This window comes from Clostridium sp. Marseille-QA1073, assembly GCF_054863625.1.
Genome location: NZ_JBSVQM010000013.1, coordinates 56,581 through 76,717, shown reverse-complemented (window position 1 = coordinate 76,717; position 20,137 = coordinate 56,581). Strand labels below are relative to the sequence as shown.

The 20,137-nt window shown below is 26.9% G+C and carries 12 protein-coding genes; all 12 read left to right on the top strand.

Annotation, left to right across the window (positions count from 1 at the left end; translation table 11 throughout):
- The first annotated feature begins 50 nt into the window (after positions 1 to 50).
- The 12 genes from ACY1IQ_RS12790 (at position 51) to ACY1IQ_RS12735 (ending at position 19,907) form a co-directional block, all read left to right on the top strand.
- On the top strand, positions 51 to 272 hold the full coding sequence (locus ACY1IQ_RS12790; RefSeq protein ID WP_461614295.1) for a hypothetical protein: 222 nt from the start codon (positions 51 to 53) through the stop codon (positions 270 to 272).
- Between the two features lie 435 nt (positions 273 to 707).
- The gene (locus ACY1IQ_RS12785) at positions 708 to 1,601 is read left to right on the top strand and encodes a hypothetical protein (RefSeq protein ID WP_461614294.1); all 894 of its coding nucleotides are present in this window, start codon (positions 708 to 710) and stop codon (positions 1,599 to 1,601) included.
- A 962-nt stretch (positions 1,602 to 2,563) separates the two neighbouring features.
- Complete coding sequence (locus ACY1IQ_RS12780; protein WP_461614293.1) at positions 2,564 to 5,770, top strand: cell wall-binding repeat-containing protein; 3,207 nt, start codon at positions 2,564 to 2,566, stop codon at positions 5,768 to 5,770.
- A 380-nt stretch (positions 5,771 to 6,150) separates the two neighbouring features.
- Entirely contained in the window at positions 6,151 to 6,375 is a 225-nt protein-coding gene (locus tag ACY1IQ_RS12775; RefSeq protein WP_461614292.1) for a DUF1659 domain-containing protein, read from the top strand.
- Positions 6,376 to 6,560: 185 nt separating this feature from the next.
- Entirely contained in the window at positions 6,561 to 6,782 is a 222-nt protein-coding gene (locus ACY1IQ_RS12770; protein ID WP_461614291.1) for a DUF2922 domain-containing protein, read from the top strand.
- A gap of 93 nt (positions 6,783 to 6,875) precedes the next feature.
- Positions 6,876 to 8,303: a cell wall-binding repeat-containing protein gene (locus tag ACY1IQ_RS12765; RefSeq protein WP_461614290.1), complete on the top strand. Its 1,428-nt coding sequence runs from the start codon at positions 6,876 to 6,878 to the stop codon at positions 8,301 to 8,303.
- Positions 8,304 to 8,676: 373 nt separating this feature from the next.
- On the top strand, positions 8,677 to 11,328 hold the full coding sequence (locus ACY1IQ_RS12760) for a cell wall-binding repeat-containing protein (protein WP_461614289.1): 2,652 nt from the start codon (positions 8,677 to 8,679) through the stop codon (positions 11,326 to 11,328).
- Between the two features lie 408 nt (positions 11,329 to 11,736).
- Positions 11,737 to 13,275 carry a YifB family Mg chelatase-like AAA ATPase gene (locus tag ACY1IQ_RS12755; RefSeq protein ID WP_461614288.1) on the top strand — a complete coding sequence of 513 codons (1,539 nt, stop codon included), beginning with the start codon at positions 11,737 to 11,739 and terminating at the stop codon, positions 13,273 to 13,275.
- Positions 13,276 to 14,358, top strand: a complete 1,083-nt coding sequence (gene dprA, locus ACY1IQ_RS12750) for a DNA-processing protein DprA (RefSeq protein ID WP_461614287.1) — start codon at positions 13,276 to 13,278, stop codon at positions 14,356 to 14,358.
- A gap of 987 nt (positions 14,359 to 15,345) precedes the next feature.
- Positions 15,346 to 15,894, top strand: a complete 549-nt coding sequence (locus tag ACY1IQ_RS12745) for a hypothetical protein (protein ID WP_461614286.1) — start codon at positions 15,346 to 15,348, stop codon at positions 15,892 to 15,894.
- Positions 15,895 to 16,297: 403 nt separating this feature from the next.
- The gene (locus ACY1IQ_RS12740) at positions 16,298 to 16,546 is read left to right on the top strand and encodes a hypothetical protein (RefSeq protein WP_461614285.1); all 249 of its coding nucleotides are present in this window, start codon (positions 16,298 to 16,300) and stop codon (positions 16,544 to 16,546) included.
- Positions 16,547 to 17,009: 463 nt separating this feature from the next.
- Complete coding sequence (locus ACY1IQ_RS12735) at positions 17,010 to 19,907, top strand: cell wall-binding repeat-containing protein (protein ID WP_461614284.1); 2,898 nt, start codon at positions 17,010 to 17,012, stop codon at positions 19,905 to 19,907.
- Positions 19,908 to 20,137: the final 230 nt, after the last annotated feature.

Below are 20,137 nucleotides of genomic sequence, written 5' to 3'. Positions count from 1 at the left end.
CAATATAATGGTCTTAAATTTTACAACTAGTATAAATAGGGGGGATAACATTGAATACAAATTTCATGAAGATAGTTACATATATACTTTTTGGTGTTATGTTTTATTCTAGTAAAAAAGATTTTGAAAACTTTAAGAAAAATGAATGTGATTTAGATTCAAATAAAAATGAAATAATTAGATATATCCATAGATGTGAAATGAGGATAGGTATTATATTATTTTTCATCATGCTAAATATAATGGCTATAGCAGTACAAATATCTAAATAAATCTTCTATTGAATAAATTTATACCATCTATATTAAACATACTTCTTTCAAATGAATTCTTTAGCATTATTATATGTTTTTGCAAAAAAATTGTAGATGAAGAAAATATGATAATTAAAAATTAAATGCTATGAAGAATGAAGAATTTTGATGGAAATTAATTTTACAAATTAATTTCTTCAACAGATTTTTGTAGCGGCAGGCAGTATTCGCCACTTTTTTCTGCAAAATTACTTTGTAACTTCAAAAAAGAATCAATTTTAAATTTCTCAGTTTCTACTTAGAAATGTCCATAAACTTTTTATTCTTCATTATTAATTCTTCATTTTTATGACCTGTTTCTATAATATGATAAACTTTCCATAATTTTTCACGATATAAGAAGTGTAACAAAGTATATTGTGATTACAAATTTATAATAAAGGGGGGCTATATATGAGAATATCTTTTTCATCACAACAGTACGTGAGACCAGTAAGTTTACATCATTCTTCTAATAGTAGTTTTATTAAAAATTCTAATGATAACAATGGAAGAACTGAAAAAAATAATACTATGAATAAAAGTAGTATGGCTGTATCTTTAGGACGAAAGTCAAAGAAAAACAATATGCTTGAAAATTTAATTGAGCGAAAAGTAAATTTAATGGACAGAAAAAATGATATTATTGAAAAAGCTTTAGAGAATGGTGAAAGTCCGTCAGCAATAAAAGAAAAGCTACATGATATTAATAAGCAAATTAATGAAATCAATGAGCAAATAAGTAAAATTCAATGTGAAGAACAACGTAAATCACTTGGTACTGAGGATGTAAGTAAGAAAAAAGAGAAACTTAAAGAAAAATCAAATAAACTTTCTGCTAAAGAAAGTAATGGAGATAACTCTGAAGAAAAAATGACTAGTGTTTTAAGTCTTTCTAATAATTTATCTCAAGCTAAAGCTTTATCTTCTCAAAGAACTTCAATGTCTGGTGAGGTAAGAGTTTTAGAAAGTGAGATAAAGCTAGATGAGTCAAGAGGAATTGAGACTATTGAAAAGAGAAAATCTGTTGCTAAGATAAAGGAAAACATTGAAAATATTACTGAAAAAATTAATGACAAATTAACAGATACAAATAATAAATTTGAGAATAGTGTAGGAAGTAATAGATTAAATAATATTACCTACAAAAGCGAAGAAAGTAAGAATACTAGCAACAATGATAATACACAAAATGATGATAAGCTATTAATAAAGCAACAACAAACTGCTGAAAATATTAAGCATTATAGTGAAAATATCAATGATAAAGATAAGTATGAAGGAGAAAAAATTGATGCTATAGCTTAGAAAGCATATAAATATGTACTTTTTAAGTTTTAATTAAATTAATTTTTTACTGACTTTTAACTAGCAATAGAATTGCTAGTTTTTTTATTGTAGGGGAACTTAATTAATGCACAATGCACAGTTCACAATTCACAATTAAGGTTGAAATTATTTTCTAGCAAAATAATTTCTTTGAATGCATTTTTTTGACTAGCAATACAATTGCTAGTTTTTTATTGTAGTGGTCAACAGTGTCGTCAGCCTTTTTAATATGTCTTATAATTTAATATTAATCAATAATATGTGGCGAACACTGTTCGCCGCTACAGTTAATCAATTTTAAATTTCTCAGTGGCAACTGAGAAATATCCACAATTGTGAATTGTGCATTGTGAACTGTGAATTAAGTTAAGTTTGTCGCTACACTTAATTAATGGAGAACTTATGAAAATTAATAACTACGATTGAAATTAATTTCTATTTAAAATTAGTAAAAAATATAAAATTTTAACTATTTCTTAATAAATTTCAAAGCTTTTATGAGTATACTAAAAGAAATTAAATTATTTATATGCAATGCTTTAATTAAAATTTATATATTTTGTTGATAATTTATAGTAAATTTTTGGAGCTAATTTTAGGGAATTACATTTAATTACAGGCCAATATAGTATGTTTTCGTATTTTTTGGTATAATTAAACTGTTAAAAAATTATATCATTGGGAATAAAATCATTAAGTGCAGATGATGATAAATTACGATTTTAGATTTTTAATTAAAAAGGCAGAAATTATAATAATTTTTTATTGATTAAATAAGATAGACTTTTAATAAAAAGCAGATTATTTATTACTTAAAGAAATGTAATTTTTAATTACTTGGTAAATTCATATAGTGAAATTAAATAAAAGATTAATATATAAATTAATTAACTATATATTACACATTCGAATTTAAAAAGATGAAAAAGGAGAATAAAAAGATGAAAAAGAGTTCAAAGGTTATTTCAGGGTTGTTACTTGCTTCTACTTTTGCAACAATGAATTCTAATGTTTTTGCTGTAGAGACAAATAAGACTATTGAGAAAAAATTATTAGCTGGAAATAATAGATATGAAACAGCTGTAAAAGTTAGTTCAAAATGGAGTAAAAGTGATAATGTAGTTTTGGTTAATGCTATGGCTATTGCAGATGCACTTTCTGCTACACCTTTTGCAAAATTAAAGGATGCACCAATATTATTAACAGACTCAGGAAAATTAACAGAAGCTACAGGAAAAAGAATTAAAGAATTAGGTGCTAAGAATGTTTTCGTAGTAGGTGGAGAGGGTGTAATCTCTAAGGATGTAGTTAAAGAATTAGAACAAAGTGGACTAAAGGTCGAAAGAATATCAGGAGCAAATCGTTTTGAAACTTCTGTAAAGGTTGCAGAAAAACTAAATCCTAAAAAAGTTGCTGTTGTTAATGGATTAAATGGTAGACTTGCAGATGCGTTATCTGTGGCAGGGGCAGCAGCTGAAAATAATATAGCAATACTTTTAACAAATGGTACAAGCCTTGGAGAAGTTAAAGATATGGCTAAAGGCAAAGAAGCTATTGTAGTTGGAGGAGAAGGTGTTGTTTCAAATTCTATAAAAGATGATTTAAAAGCTGAAAGGCTTGGTGGAGCTAATAGAAGTGAAACTAATGCTGAGGTTGTTAGAAAGTTTTATGGTGGAAAAACGCTAAAATCTGTTTATGTAGCTAAAGATGGGGCAGTTCAAGAAAATCAATTAGTTGATGCATTAGCAGCAGGACCAGTAGCTGGAAAAGAAGGTGCTCCAATAATATTAGCAGGAAGTAAGCTATCTCTATCTCAAGAAACATTCTTAAAGTCTCAAGGTAAGGTAGAAGAAGTTACATTAGTAGGTGGAGGTATAGGTGATAATACTACAGAAAGTATTGCTAGTGCTTTAGGTGGCAAGTTTAGAGATCCATCTCAAGTTGTTGAGAAGGCAGAAGTTAGTTCAGTAAACGCAACTAATTTAAAAGAAGTAGATGTCACTTTTGGAATTAAAGTAGATAAAGATTCTGCAGAAGATGTATCAAACTACTCTATTAATAACAGTGGAGAAATAGAAAGCATTGAGTTGTTAGAAGATGAAAAAACAGCTAGATTAACTATGAAAAAGCCACTAGCAAATCAAGAAAAATATAAAATTAAAGTGGAAAAAATTCTAGCTAAAAATAATGAAATGATATATGCAAAGGATATTGTGTTTACTCCAATAGATAATGCCTATCCAGAAGTAAAACAGGTAATAAATTTAGGTACTAAAGCAATTAAAATAGTGTTTAGTGAGCCAGTTAATACAGTACCTATAAATAATATTAAGTTAGATGGAAAGAAATTTTCAGGCTCTGCTAATATTACTGGGAGAGAAGTGGTGTTAACTCCATATGATAAAGATTTATTAAAACCAGGTGAGTATAAGTTAACAATTGAGGGAGTTACAGATTTTAATAGCTTCAAGTCAATATATTCAGAGCATAAATTAAATGTAGTTGAAGATAAAACACCTCCTAGAATAGATAAAGCTGTTGCAACTTCAGAAAAGTTAGTTATAACTTTTAGTGAGGATGTGGATCCAAGCACTGTAAAAATAGATAATGTTTATTATAAAGTTGCTGATCGTAAAATAAAAGCTAATGATATGAGAAAATTATCAGGAAATAAATATGAGTTTTATTTCTCAACTTCAGCTAATAGGCTTCCAGGTTATGAAACTACAATGTATATAGATTATGTTGAAGATTATAGCGGAAATAGAATAAGAGAGAATACTGTAAAGGTTAGACCAGAGTTAGATCAAACTAAACCAGAGGTTAAAAATGTAACCCTATCTCCAAATAGAAAGCAAATAACAGTTATTTTTAATAAAAATATGCATGATGATTCTCAAAATACAAAATACTTTACTATAAAAGATGAAAAAGATAATGGAGTATCAATTAAAGCAGTTAAATTTGCAGATGGTGATAGAAAAATTATAACTATTGAACTATATAATGAGTTACCACAAGGAAAAAATATAATTAAAATTTCTGGTTTAAGAGATGCTACTCAAAATCAAAATTTAATTAAGGATTATAGTAAGGAGATTGTAGTTAGAGATACTACTCCTCCAACTTTAGAATCAATATCAAGTGATGGAAGAACTAGAACAATAGTTTTAACTTTCTCAAAGAAAATGGATATTTCAACTTTAGAGAGTACTTCAAGTTATTTAATTAATTTTAATGGCATAATGATACCTTTACCTGGAGATACTAGCATAACTCCTATACAAGGTGGTAAAGGGGTAAGATTAATATTACCAGAGGAAATAGATAATCAATATGTTAACTTTGGAAGTAATCTTATAGAAATTCAATTAACTACTCTTAAAGATGAAGCAGGAAATATATTAAAAGATTATATGGTTAAAAAGCCTGTGGTTAAGGAATCAAAGGCTAAGGTAGCTAATATATATTCTGAGGACGTTAAAAACGGTAATGCAATTACAGAAGATAAAAGAACTATAAAGGTTAAATTTGATCAAACTATACAAAGTGCTTCTAAAAATGACTTTAAGTTAAATCTTAAAGGAATAGAGATACAAGATGTTATAACTAATGATTCAAGTATAGTTACAATTAAAACTGATAGAGATATGCCGACAGATACACAAGATTTAACAGGTAATGATTTAATACTAAGAATTAATGATGGTAATAGCATTAGGACTTCAGCTGGTTCAGGAGTAGACAATTCTAATAAAATAAAAATTGTTGATAAAACAGCTCCAGAGGTACCAGAAGATAAGAGAGAGTACAGCGTTGATATAGCTAATAGCGATAGAGCTGAGGTATGGATGCCATTTTCAGAAGAGTTGTATAGAGAAAATCAAGCTTTATTTGCTCATGACTTAATTATAACTAGCTCTTTAGATGAAAAGGTAAGATTGACTCCAACTATTGACTATACAACATCATTGAGCAGTGATGGAAAAACTATAAAAGTTCTTATCAAAAATACAGAAGCAACTAAAGGAAAGCAAACAAGATATAAGATTGAGATAAAAGAAAATGCAAACTTTATACAAGACTTAAATAAGAATAAGGCAAATAGAAAAGAACCATTAGAAACAGATAGAAATTTAGAGTTTTAATTATAGTCTAAAAAAACAGATATATGCAGCATTTTGTATCTGACTTTGCCAAAAATACTGGCATATCTATTTCAATTTTAAACTGTAATTAGTATAAAAAAACTAGCAAATTAATTTGCTAGTTTTTTTGCTTTACTGTAGTTGATTTTTATTACTGGTGATACTATAGAGGCGAACTTAATTAATGGAGAATTGGCTATGGATAATTGAGAATTGAGGTGGAAATTAATTTTGCAAATTAATTTCTTTAATTGATTTTTGTAGCGGCGAACAGTGTTCGCCACTTTTACATATTAAATAAAAAATATAAAAATTTTGAATCAACTTTATAAACTTCACTAATTTATGCATATCTAATTAGTGAAAGGAGTGATTAGAACATGGCAATATCATCAATTAAAACAAGTTCATCAGTTTTATTAACTTATAAGGATGGCGTTAATTCAAAGGGGGAGGATCTTTACAAGAATCAAAGATTTTCTAAAATTAAAGTTACAGCTAAGGATGAGGATGTTTATTCTATTGCTGGTGCTATGGCAAATTTACTAATGAATGATGTAACAGAAATAACAAGAGAAGATAAAAGTAAGCTTATAGAGGCATAGGTTATGATAAAGAGGATAGTGGAGTTTTTAAATAATATTCTATCCTCTATAATAGTAAAAACTTTTCGAGCTAATTTTTCTTATGAAATTAATCATGAAGGACATGAGATCAAAAGAATGATTTTTTTCTTAGGAAAACATGTAAAGATTATTATTATATTATAGAAAGAATAGGGGGAATTTTTATGGCAAAAGATTTAATTATGACATTTATAAACACTAAAGGTAGTAAATCTAATATGACAGTTAAAAATGTTAAAGACAATTTAACCACAGAGCAAATTAGTAATGTTATGGATTTAATTGTAGGAAAGAATATCTTTGAAACTAAGCAAGGAGATTTTATTTCTAAAAGCGGTGCTGTCTTAGTTGAAACAACTAAAACAAAATATAATATAGAGAATTAATTAGTAATAAAGGCCTCTAATTTTTAGAGGTCTTTTATTTTTCAATCACACTAATTTATAGTATAGTAGTATATTGAAGGAGGGATTAATACAATGAAAAAAAAGAAAGTTTGTACTTTCTTTTTTCTTACTTTGATATTAATATGTTTTAGTATTAAAACTTATGGTTTTGGAGAAAAAGTGGATTATATTATTGGAGTGGATAGATATGAGACATCTGCCTTATTAAGTAAAGCTAATTATGAAAATTCTCCATATGCTGTTATTGCTAGTGGAGAAAGTTATATAGATGCTCTAACTTCTTCACCTTTAGCCTTTAGTAAAAAAGCACCAATTCTATTAACAAATAAAAATAAGTTAAATGAATTTACCAAAAAGGAAATTTTAAGATTAGGGACTAAAAATATATACATAGTTGGTGGTATCGGTGCTGTATCTCAAGGTGTTGAGGAAGAAATAAAAAAATTAGGAATCCAAGTTACTAGATTAGGCGGAATAAATAGATATGAAACTAGTGTGAAAATTGCTAAAGAGCTTGGTGATATAGAAAATATTATAATATGCAGTGGAAATGATTATAAGGATGTAACCTTAATTTCTAGCTATGCTTCTATGAACAAAAATCCAATTATTTTATACGATGATGATAAAAGTTATTTAGAGAATTATATGAGTGAAAAGGATGTTAATAGCGGATACATAATAGGAGATTTAAACTTGAATTATGATATTTTTTCTGGCTTTAAAAAGGTGGATAATAAAAGAACTGGAGATATATTAAAAAGTTTTTATGGAGATATAGATGTTGAAACATTACTTTTAACTACTTCTTCTAATTTTGCAGATGCACTGTCATCAGCTCCTATTGCAGCAATGAAAAAATCACCTGTAATACCTTTAGGACAATATGCTGAAAAAGAAACAATTAATTTTGTGAAAGAGAAAGGATATTTTGATGTTATTGTAGTTGGTGGAACAGTATCTAAAGACGCGGTACAAGCTATAGTTAATAGGACATATATATCACCAGAATTTACTGAAGAAAACTCTAAGATAAAGCCATTACCAGATAAATATGAAATGGTATATTTAGAACAGCTAGAAAAAGAATTATTTAATTTATGTAATAAAGCAAGAGAAGAAAGAGGTCTCGCACCATTAGTTTGGGATGAGGAATTGTATGAGATATCAAAATATAAATCAAAAGCAATGATGCAGTTAGAGTATTTTGGACATAACAATATAAATTATGATAATAGAATGGCTCAGGCATTAGCTGAAGCTTTTGATTACACACCTACATCTATAAAGGAAAATATATTATATACTACTAAATATTTATCAGAAATTGATTCTAATCATATATTTAATCTTTGGATGAACTCTGAAAGTCATAGAGAAAATATACTTTATTCTAAACATACTAAAACAGCTATATCTGTAGCTTATAGTGATAAATATTATAGTAAGTACAAAAGAAATAATATATTATTTGCAACACAACATTTTTCTAATAAATAGTTAGACAATTGAGAACTTAAAATAATGCACAATTCAAAATTCATAATTCACAATTTAGGTTGAAATTAATTCCTTACGAATTAATTTCTTTAACTAATTTTCTACTAGCAATTTCATTGCTAGTTTTTTATAAGAAGTTACACAGTAACTTCAAAGAGAAGTGATTCTAAATTTCTCAGCTCCTGCTGAGAAATATCCATAATTATGAATTTTACATTGTGAATTGTGAATTGAATAAAGTCTAAACTGTAAATTATTTAAAAATAATTTACAGTTTTTTTAGTTATTTTCAAGTATAATTTTAACATTAATTACCATATGTGTTAAAATTAAAATATATGAAAATTTTTAGTTGAATAGTGGGGGAGAGGTTGTGTTTAAAGGAAAAAGGTTAGCTATGATAATAGCACTATCTTTAATATTATGTAGCAAGAAGGTTTATGGAAGATCTTTTGAAAAGCTTGAAAATATGGACAGATGTGAATTATCTATAACTGTGGCAAAAGAGCTTTGGGATGATGCTTATAAGGGTGGAAAAACAGCAGTTTTAGCTTTAGAAAAGGATGAAAATTTAGTTGATTTACTTTCTATTTCTACTTTAGCCTATAAGAAAAAAGCTCCTATTATATTAATCAGTAATGGAGAAAAAATTGAAGATGAACTTATAAAAAACTTAAAGAACAGGGATGTTAATAAAGTTTATTTACCTTCTGGAGAAGGAGTTTTAAAAGAGGAGTTAGCATTTCAATTGAAAAGCCATGGAATAGATGTTATTAGGTTAGGGGGAATGAATAGAATTGAAACAAGTATTAATATTTCAAAGAAATTAGGAGAATATAAATCAGTAGCAGTTATAGGATATAACGGCTTACCGGACTCTATTTCTTTAAGTCAAATTGCAGTAAGAGAAGAAACAGCTATTTTAGTTTCAGATAATAATGGAAATATAAAAGAAAGTTTTTATTATGATAATAAAAATAATTACGTAGTTGGTGGAGAAAAGTTAGTTAGTGTTGAAAGTGAAAACAAGTTAAAAGCAAAACGGATATATGGAGAAAATAGGTATGAAACAAATTTAAAAGTAGTTGAACATTTTAAGGATAAGCTAAGTTTTAATAAGATATATATTTCTAACGGACAAGATAATCAATTAGCTCAAGCTTTAATAATAGGACAATTAGCTACTGTAGATAAAGCACCGTTAATTCTCTTGGATAAAGACAATGAACCTAAAGCAGAGGAATTATTAAAAGATAGCATTAATAAATATACAGAAATAAACTTTTTTAATTATGAAAATAAAAATTTATTTAAAGATATATTAAATAGGAATAATTCACTTTCAGATAGGGAAGAGGTGAATAATAAATATGGACAAGATGTTGGTACAGTTAAAGAAGAAGAGAAAAGCTCAGACAATAAGGATGAAGAGAAAAACATAGAAATTGAAAAAGATAAATTAGAAGAGCTACCTTATAAAGGATATAAAAAGATTAGTGATAATGAAATTAATATAGAGTTTGATAGTGAAGTAAAAATTAATAATAAAGAAAAAATTGAAGTAATAACAGAAAATAATAAAGAAATAAAAGAGTTAGCTATAGAAAAAGAAAATCTATTGATAAGCTTAAAAGAGCAGGGAGATTTTAGTGGAATAAGAATTAAAGACGAAGCTATAGCATCGAAGGATGGAGCAAAAATCTATAAGGGAATAGATTTAATTTTAGAAGACAATAATACACCACAAGAAAATTTAATACCACCTAAAATGTTAAACTATGAAATTCATGATGGAGAAATAACATTAAAATTTGATAGGAAAGTTGAAATAGATAAAAATATAAGTGAAGAAATTTGTATAGATGGAGAAGATATAATTATTCAGCAAATTAAAGTTGAAGGTGAAATAGTTACAATAAACTTTAAAGGAGAGATAAGTTCTCTAACCATACCTAAAGGATTGATAAGATGTGAAAATTTAGCTTCAGAAGAAATAAAAATATATATAGAAAATAAATATATTAGAAATCCTAGTATAACAGTAGTAGATAAAACTATTAAATTGAGTTTCTCTGAAGATATTGAGCTAAATACAAAGGACTCATTTTGGAAATATATATCATTAACTTTTAAAGAAAAAGAAGCAAGTAATGATATTATAGTAGATGTTGTAAAAAATCAGTTAATTGTAATAGTAAAAACAGGCGGTATAGTTGAAAAAATTAATATTAAAGAAGGTTTTATAAAAGGTAAGAATTCTAATAAAATAAATAACAATATTGAAGAAAATGTTGAAGTTATAATTCCTTACAATGAAGTGAAAGTAAGAAATAAAGAAGCCTTTGAAAGGGCTATCAATAGTAAAGTGACACAAAAAATATATGTGGAAAATGATATTGAAGGCTTAGGAGAAATAATTTTGGACAGGCCTATAGTAATTAGTGGTAGCAGAAATAATCCTAAAATAGAACTAGAAAATTTGATAATTATCAATAAATCCGTAGTATTAAATCAAATTATTGTTAAGGGGACAAATAGTGAAAAGCCCACTGTAAGTATAAATAACGTAGAAATGACTAAAAATGAAGGCATTATGTTTAATACTATTGAGATAGAAAGCAGTGGCACAGCACTGGAAATTAATAATTCAATAATAAGATTAAAGAATGTAAATTTAGAGTATAAAGAAATTGGATTAATTATTAATAATTCTGATGTACGCTTTTTAAGGTATTCAGATGGAAACTATCTTTTAACTAAGAATACATTGGAGGAAAATTATAATCCTGCAATAATGATAAACAGAGACAAGAGATTTAATAATTATATCTTATTTTTAGCTGAAAAAATAATTCATGAAGGCATAAATAATAATCCAGTTATTATAATACGTGCTTCTTCAACAATGGATATACTAAATGGCAATATAGATAGCTACACTGAGTTAATAAAAGAAAATAATTTTGATGAAAAGAAAGAGTATAAAATATACTTAGTCAATGGAAAATTGACGATGGACGATTGACAATTTAGGTTGAAATTATTTTTACGCAAAATAATTTCTTTGAATAGATTTTTGTAGCGGCGAACAGTGTTCGCCATTTTTTTACATATTTAATATCATCAAATCCTTCCACTTGATTATACAAATATAATTTAGCATAATAATATATTTATCAATTTTGATATTAGGACAATATTTTGAAATATTAACTATCTGTTCTACATCTAATAATGGGAATGAATTTGGATCTTATGGCGAACACTGTTCGCCGCTACAGTTATTTAATTCTAAATTTCTCAGCTTTTACTGAGAAATATCCACAATTGTGAATTGTGAATTGCACACTTTGAATTAAGTTGTCAATTGAATAAATAATTTAAGAGTGGATATAAATTACATATAAGATAGGGTTAAAGGAGGAGAGTAGGAATGGCTTCAGTGGTTAATAGTTTTGCTATAAGTGGCGTTGATGGATATTTAGTAAATATAGAAACGGATGTTATAGGTGGGCCAGCATCTATAAATATTGTAGGGTTAGGCGATGCTGCAATTAAAGAAGCTAAGGAAAGACTTCAAGCATCAATTATAAATTCTAGATTTCATTTTCCTAATAAGAAAATCATTATAAATTTAGCTCCAGGGGATATTAAAAAAAGTGGTTCTCATTTTGATTTAGGTATGGCCATAGGTTTAATAGTTCAAAGTAAACAGGTTACATTTCCTCACCTTGAAAGTTATGGATTTATTGGAGAGCTTTCATTAAATGCAGATTTACGCCCTTGTAGTGGAGTATTGCCAATGGTTATGGAGGCAAAGAGAATAGGAATTAATAATATTATTTTACCTAAAGAAAATATAAGGGAAGCATCTTTAGTTAGTGACATAAATATATTTGGATTTAATAAGCTTTTTGAGGTTGTTGATTTTCTTCAAGGGGTTAGCACTTATACAATAGAAGATTATAAAGATGAACATATTATAAGATCTGAAAGTATTTTAGACTTTAAAGAAGTAAAGGGGCAAGATGATGTTATTGAGTACATAGTTGCAGCGGCAGCAGGTGGACATAATATATTGATGTCAGGCACTCCAGGTTGCGGGAAGTCAATGATAGCAAAGCGGTTTCCTACTATATTGCCAACTCTTTCAGAAGAGGAAGCTTTAGAAGTTACGAAGATTTATAGTGTAGCAGGCCTTATAAAAAGCAAGGGCGATTTAATAAAGGAAAGACCTTTTAGAGCACCTCATCACAATGCTTCTACGAACTCTTTAATTGGTGGCGGGAATAATGCTATTCCTGGGGAAATATCTCTTGCTCATAATGGGGTTTTATTCTTGGATGAAATTGCAGAATTCAATAAGAAGACTTTAGAGGCATTAAGACAGCCTATGGAGGATAGAGTAGTTACTATATCAAGAGTTAAGTATACTCACACATATCCTGCCAACTTTATGTTGGTTTCGGCCATGAATCCATGTCCCTGTGGATATTTTGGTCATGATCGATGTAAATGTAGTGATTATGAAGTTTTAAAATATAGACAAAAAATATCTGGACCTATTCTAGATAGAATTGATATACAAAAATATATGAATCCAGTGGATTTTATTGATTTATCAGAATTCAAACCTTCTTTAAGCTCTAGTAGTTTAAGGGAGAGAGTGGAGTTTGCAAGAAATATTCAAAGAAAAAGATTTAAAAATATATCTAATGTTAATTGTAATAATCAAATGAAAGATAGTCATGTAAGAGAGTTTTGCGTATTAGATAATGAAGGTAAGGAAATTATGAAAAAAGCATATGATATATTTAAGTTTAGTGCTAGAAGTTTTAATAAATTTTTAAAGGTAGCAAGAACTTTTGCAGATTTGGACGGAGCTAAAAATATTGAAAAGTCTCATATTATAAAAGCGTTGATGAGTAGAGATTTGGAAAAAGAAGAAGGAAGAATGGATGTGGTTTCCTAAATGGACAATATAGAAGTATTTTATATTTGGCTTAGTAAGTTGAAAAATGTAGGAGTTAAAACCACAAGAATTTTATTAAAAGAATTTGACTGTCCTTACAAAATATATATTTCTAATAAAGAAGAACTTAGTAAAATAAAAGGATTAAGAAAAATTTCAATAGAAAGCATATTAAACAGTAGAGATTTAAAAGAGGCACGAGAAATATATAATAAATGTATAACTTTAGGGATAAAAATATTAACTTATAAAAATAGCTTATATTCCAATTATGCTAAGGAGTGTGATGAAAGTCCAATAGTTCTTTATTATAAAGGTGAACTAAGGGAAGTAAAAAATGGAGTAAGTATTGTAGGTGCAAGAAGATGTAGTGGTTATGGAAAAAATGTAACCAGAGAAGTAGTAGAGACTTTAGTTTTAGAAGATATTCCTATAATTAGCGGCTTTGCTAAAGGTATAGATAGTCAAGCACATACTGTAGCAATAAAAAATGGTGGATATACACTAGCTTTTTTAGGAAATAGTGTTGACATATGTTATCCCGCAGAGCAAAAAGAACTTATGAGAAAAATTATAGATAATGGTGCAGTACTATCTCAGTTTCCACCTACAACTAAACCTGAATATTATAATTTTCCTAAGAGAAATTATTTAATAGCATCATGGTGTAGAAAACTTTTAGTAGTAGAAGCTTCAGAAAAGAGTGGTGCTTTAATAACTGCAAATTTTGGGAGAATGTTAAATCGAGAAATATATGCAGTACCTAATAATATATATTCAAGAGAATCTATAGGAACAAATAAACTCATATTAGAAGAAAAAGCGAAAATTTTTATGAATACCTCTCAGTTGATAGATAATAAAAGAGTAAACGCTAATGTACAGTTAAGTTTATTTGATAATTTAACAGGTTTAGAAGAAGATATAGTAAATCTATTAATGGAAAGACCTATGTGTTTTAGTGAGTTAGTGAGTAGAATGGAAAAAAGTTATTTAGAAATAAGAAATTTAATAAATACTATGGAATTTCAAGGCAAGATTCAAAGTAAAGGTGGGATTATTTCTTTGTTAAGAGCATTTTAGGTCGTTATATTAGTAAATAATTAAATATTGTATTTATTGAAAATAATTTAGTAAAATGTACCGATTAAAGATTTAATTTTAAATTAAGTTTAATATAGGGTAAATCTAATATGATTTAATAAATTATTTTAAAGCATATTAAATAACATAACAAAGAAAATAAGTTAATATGTAATTTGTCGATTTTTACATATAATAAACATAAAAAATATGATTTTTATTAATTTATAAAAAGAAATTTGTTAAATCTAATTATCTTTTCCATTTAAATTATGTACAAGTATTAAGGATTTGAGAGTAATTTGTTAATATTATTTAAAAAACATAAAAACATATAAATTATGATGTATAATGGAAAACATATAGCAAAAACTTTAATATAGTTATTTTCATTAATTATTATAATACTGCAATTATGGAGGGAGTATTATATAAAAAAAATGCAATAATCTTTACTTTGTCCCTCATTTTAGCTTTTAAGTATTTAAAAGCTTAAGCTCTATGAAATTCATAGAGCTTATTTTCATTTATAATTTAATTTTTTAATGGATTTTTTTTATTAGCAATTTCATTGCTAGTTTTTATAAGAAGTTATTGTGTAGCTTCAAAAAGAGTCAATTTTAAATTTCTTGTTTATGATGAGAAATATCCATAATTATGAATTAAATTAAGGTTATGTTAGAAATTAACTCTTATAACAAACAATAGTAAAATAAATTTACATATTAGAAATTTGTGAGATTTTAATTTAACTTTAATTTAGTCTTTAAAAAAGTAACCTTTTTCAATTCTAGCCATAATATATAGAAGAGCTTCAAAGAAAATTAACTTAATGGAGCAAAATATTCACAGCCAAAGAGAAAGCTTTATAAATATACCTAAAGATAATTATATAACTTAAATTTAATTTATAGGTAAGAAAATAAGATTTAATAACTAGCTCTTTTAATAATATAAATAAGATAAAAAGTGATGGGGGAATTATTAATGTATAACGAAAAAAAATATGAAAAAGATTCTGATTATAAATATTGCTACGACTTTTATGAAGAAGAGAAAAAATGTGATAAAAAAGAGAAAATGAAACATCATAATTATTATGATCCTTGCTATTACTGGTGGTATAATTGGCATAAAGAATGTCATTGTAAGAAACATGACCATGATTATGGTTATGAAGATGAATATGACTACGATTATTATGAAGAAGATAAATGTGAAAAAGAAGAAAAGAAATGCCATAAACACCATCCATACTATGACCCTTGCTATTACTGGTGGTATAAATGTCATTGTAAGAAACATGACCATGATTATGGTTATGAAGATGAATATGACTACGATTATTATGAAGAAGATAAGTGTAAAAAAGAAGAAGATAAATGTAAAAAAGAAGAAGATAAATGTGAAAAAGAAGAGAAGAAATGTCATAAACACCATCCATGCTATGACCCTTGCTATTACTGGTGGTATAATTGGCATAAAAAATGTTGTCATAAAAAACATCATCCTTACTACGAATATGATGAAAGATAGAAATAGTTTTAAATACTAAAAAAATTAATTATAGAATTAATGAATTTTTAAGGTATTGGCTTGTGCCAATACCTCTTTTTTTTAAATTTAAGACTAGATGAAATTTCAATTTTTAATTAAATACAAGATATTCTAAAGCTTATTTAACAATAAGTAAATAATGAAATAAAGATATTAAATATATATTTTTGTAAAAAATTTAATATGATTTAATTTTAGAAGAAACTTTTTTGAGCTTTATTCATAGTATATATAAGAAAGCTTAAAAGTAACAAGAATAAGCTTTCATAACGAAAGAAAGAATTTTTTAAAATTAGCCATTAGGTAATATAATATTTGATTAATTAAAAGCTAGCATCAGTAATTTTTTAAAAATATAAATAAAATAATGGGGGAAGTTTTTATGTATAACGAAAAAAAATATTACTATGAATATGATTATGACTATGACTATGGTTATGAAGATGATTATAAAGATGATTATGGTTATGGATATGGAGAAGATAAATGTAAACCTAAGAAAGAAGATAAATGTAAAGAAGAAAAGAAACATCATAAACCTCATCCATGTGATGACCCATGCTATTATTGGTGGTATTGCTGGCATAAAAAATGCTGCCATAAGAAACACCATGACAAAAAAGAAAGATAATATAATTTATCAATTATAAAAAATAATTAAATCTCTAAGGTATTGGCATATGCCAATACCTTTTTATACCTCTGGAAAATTTAATTAATGGAAAGCCCACAGGAATTAAGAATTAAGTATGAAGGATGAAGAATTATGGTTGAAATTAATTTTGCAAATTAATTTCTTTAACTGATCTTTTTATTAGCAATACAATTGCTAGTTTTTTATAAAAAGTTACTGCATAACTTTAAAAAGAATCAATTCTAAATTTCTTAGTCTTTGCCGAGAAATATCCTCAATTGTCAATCGTCAATTCTCAATTTTCAATTGCATGAGGTTGTTAATTTTTCATAAGACTATTAATTATTTCTATATAAGTACGATATACATTATATAGACACTATTATTAGAAGGAATATTATAGCAATATGCAGAAATATAAATAATTATAAGTTATGCGTAAGAAAAGGAGAGTAGAGAGATGAAGAAAACTTTCAAGATTTTGGGAAGCCTTGCTATAAGTACATTTTTGCTAGCAAGTGGTACAAAGGCTTTTGCATCAGATTATGACAGAATAGATATTAAAAAAATTTATGGTAAAGATAGATTTTCTACAGCAACAGAAGTAAGTCAAGAAGGATGGTATTATAGTGATTATGCCATTGTTGCAAATGGATTGGGATTTGCAGATGCTCTTTGTAGTACGCCACTTTCTAAAGCAGTAGATGGACCTATACTTTTAACTCATGCTAATAAACTACCAGAAGTTACTAAAAATGAAATTAGCAGACTTGGTGTTAAAAAAGTTTACATAGTAGGTGGTACAGGAGCTGTAAGTAAAAATATTGAAAACCAAATAAAATCAATGGGTATTCAAGTGCAAAGATTAGGTGGAAAAGATAGATATGAAACTTCTCTGCTTATTGCAAAAGAGATGGAGAAATTAGTTTATGTTGATGACATAGTAGTTGTTCCTGGAGATGAAAAATTTGAAGGAGCAGATGCATTATCTATTGCACCTATCGCTGGTTCAAGAAATATGCCTATGTTATTAGCTTCAAAGAATGAGATTTCTCCTAGTATTAAAAAATGGATAGATGGTATGAATGCAAATAATACTTATGTAGTTGGACAAACTGGAGCTATTTCAGATAAGGCTATTAAAGATATACCTTCTGTTGTAAAGATAAATGGTAAAGATAGATTTGATACTAATCTTAAAGTCTTAGATGAATTTAGTTATTATTTAGAATATGAGCGTGTTTACACTTCTAAGGCGGTTGATTCATCAATAGTAGATGCCTTAACAACAGGGCCATTGGCAGCAAAAAAATCTTCACCATTACTATTAGTTGGAGATAAGTTAACATCTGCACAAAGTAAATATTTATCAACGTTAGTTTCTAGAGAACTTGTAGCCATTGGAGGAGAAACTCCGAATGATGTAATTTTAGGATTAGGAAAGCTTTTAGATAAAAATGCAGCATCTAAAATTAAATCTGTAACAATAAATGAACCTAGGGAAATAATTATAGAATTTGATGGAATAGTTAAAAAATCTAAAGCAGAAAGCAAATATAATTATGAAATTCCTGGAGTTCGCATATTAAGGGCAGAACTTATGGATGGATATAGTATAGTAAAATTAACATTAAGAGATGATTTAACTAAAAGTAAAATATCTAATTTAGAAGGAACAGTAGAAAATATACTTGGAGACAATATAAAGGTAAGATTCAGTAAAAAGAATTCTTCATATGATGATAAAGTCACAGATAATGTTAAACCAACTATTACTGGAGTAGAAGTTTCAGATATATCAGGTACTTCATTAAAGAGAATAAAAATTAAATTTAGCGAAAAAGTTAAAAAAGCAGATGCTACTAATTTAAATAATTACAGTATAAAAGATAGTAAAGGTGCAAATGTTAAACTTACAAGTGCTTCTTTTGATAATAAGGATGAAAATGAAGTAACATTAGTAACAGAAAGAGTAATAAATAGTAATGGAAGCTATAAATTAGAAGTTAAGGGAATTAGAGATTTATCTAATAACATTATGAATCCATATGGTAAGCCAATAAGCTTAAAGGATACTACTAAACCAAAAGTTACTTCTTTTGAAGTTACAAATACTTCTAATCCAAATATAAAATATATAAATATAACCTTTAGCAAAGAATTAAATGAAGCTTCTGCTATATCAAAAGGTAACTATGTTATAAAGGATGAAAAAGGCAAAAGCTATGCAAACTCTATAAGTAAGATTGAGTTTAATAAATATTATAAAGATAGAGTAACTGTTACTATAAGCAATGTAAGTATGGATGGAGAATGCTTTATTGAAATTAAAAATATCAAAGACTTATCAGGAAATGCAATGGAGCCATACAAGAACAATCTAAGCTTCTCTTTAGCTAGACCAAATGTTATTCAACCATTAGAAATTAAAGATGTTAAAGCAAGTAATAGTAAAATTATAAAAGTAAGATTTGATAGAGATATGAATAGCAGTGATGTAAGAACAACAAGAAATTATATAATAAAACAAAACAATCTAACTATACCAGTTAATAAGGTAGAATATTCTAGCTCTGCTGGACAATATGTAGCAACATTAACCACATCAGACTTCATTGAAGAAGGAGAATATAGTCTGCAATTACAAAATATAAAAGATGCTACAGGAGTCCCATTAAACTCTCCAGCAATACCAATATTTATAGAAGAAGGAACTTTAATAAGGCCAAATATTGATTATCCAATAAAGGTTGTTGATAAAAATACTATAAGTAATCAAAAACAAATAATTATAACTTTTGACAAAAGAATGAAGAGAGATACTATAATTAAAGATAATTTTAGTATAATAGGTAATGATAATAGTAAAGTTGTAGAGGTAGAAAGTGTTACTTATTCTGAAACTAGTAATGAGTATAGAGCTATTGTAAATACTAAGGACTTTTTAAACAATGGAAAGTACAGAATAACAATCAAAGACGTAAGAGATTATTCAGGAGTAAGAATTAAAGAAGTTAGTGAACCTTTTGAATTAAAGAATATTAAACCTACTATTGGGGAAGTTAGAGTTAGACCAGATGATTCAAAAGTAGATATTATATTTACTCAAGCTGTAGAAGAGAATATCGCTAAAAATATTAAGAATTATAATTTAGTACTTAATGGTAAAGGAAAAATGACTATAAGAGATGATATTGAAGTTAATAATAATAAAGTAACATTAACAATAGTGGAACCATTAGAAGAAGGTAAATACACTCTTGATGTTTATAATATTAAAGGGGAAAATGACCTTGGTATGCTTAAATCTAAATATAATTTTGAGTATAAAGATGGTAAAGTTGAGTTACTACCTTAATCTAAAATTTATATAAAAAAGCTTAAAAGCGTGATAAAATCACGCTTTTTTTATGCGTTTATTTCTTTTATGTATTTTTTACTAGCAAATTATATTGTTAGTTTTTATAGGAAGTTACCATGTAACTTGAAAAATAAATTAATTTTAAATTTCTCAGCTATTGCTGAGAAATATCCAAAATTGCGAATTTTGCATTGTGAACTGTGAATTAAGTTAGAAAGTTTTACTTA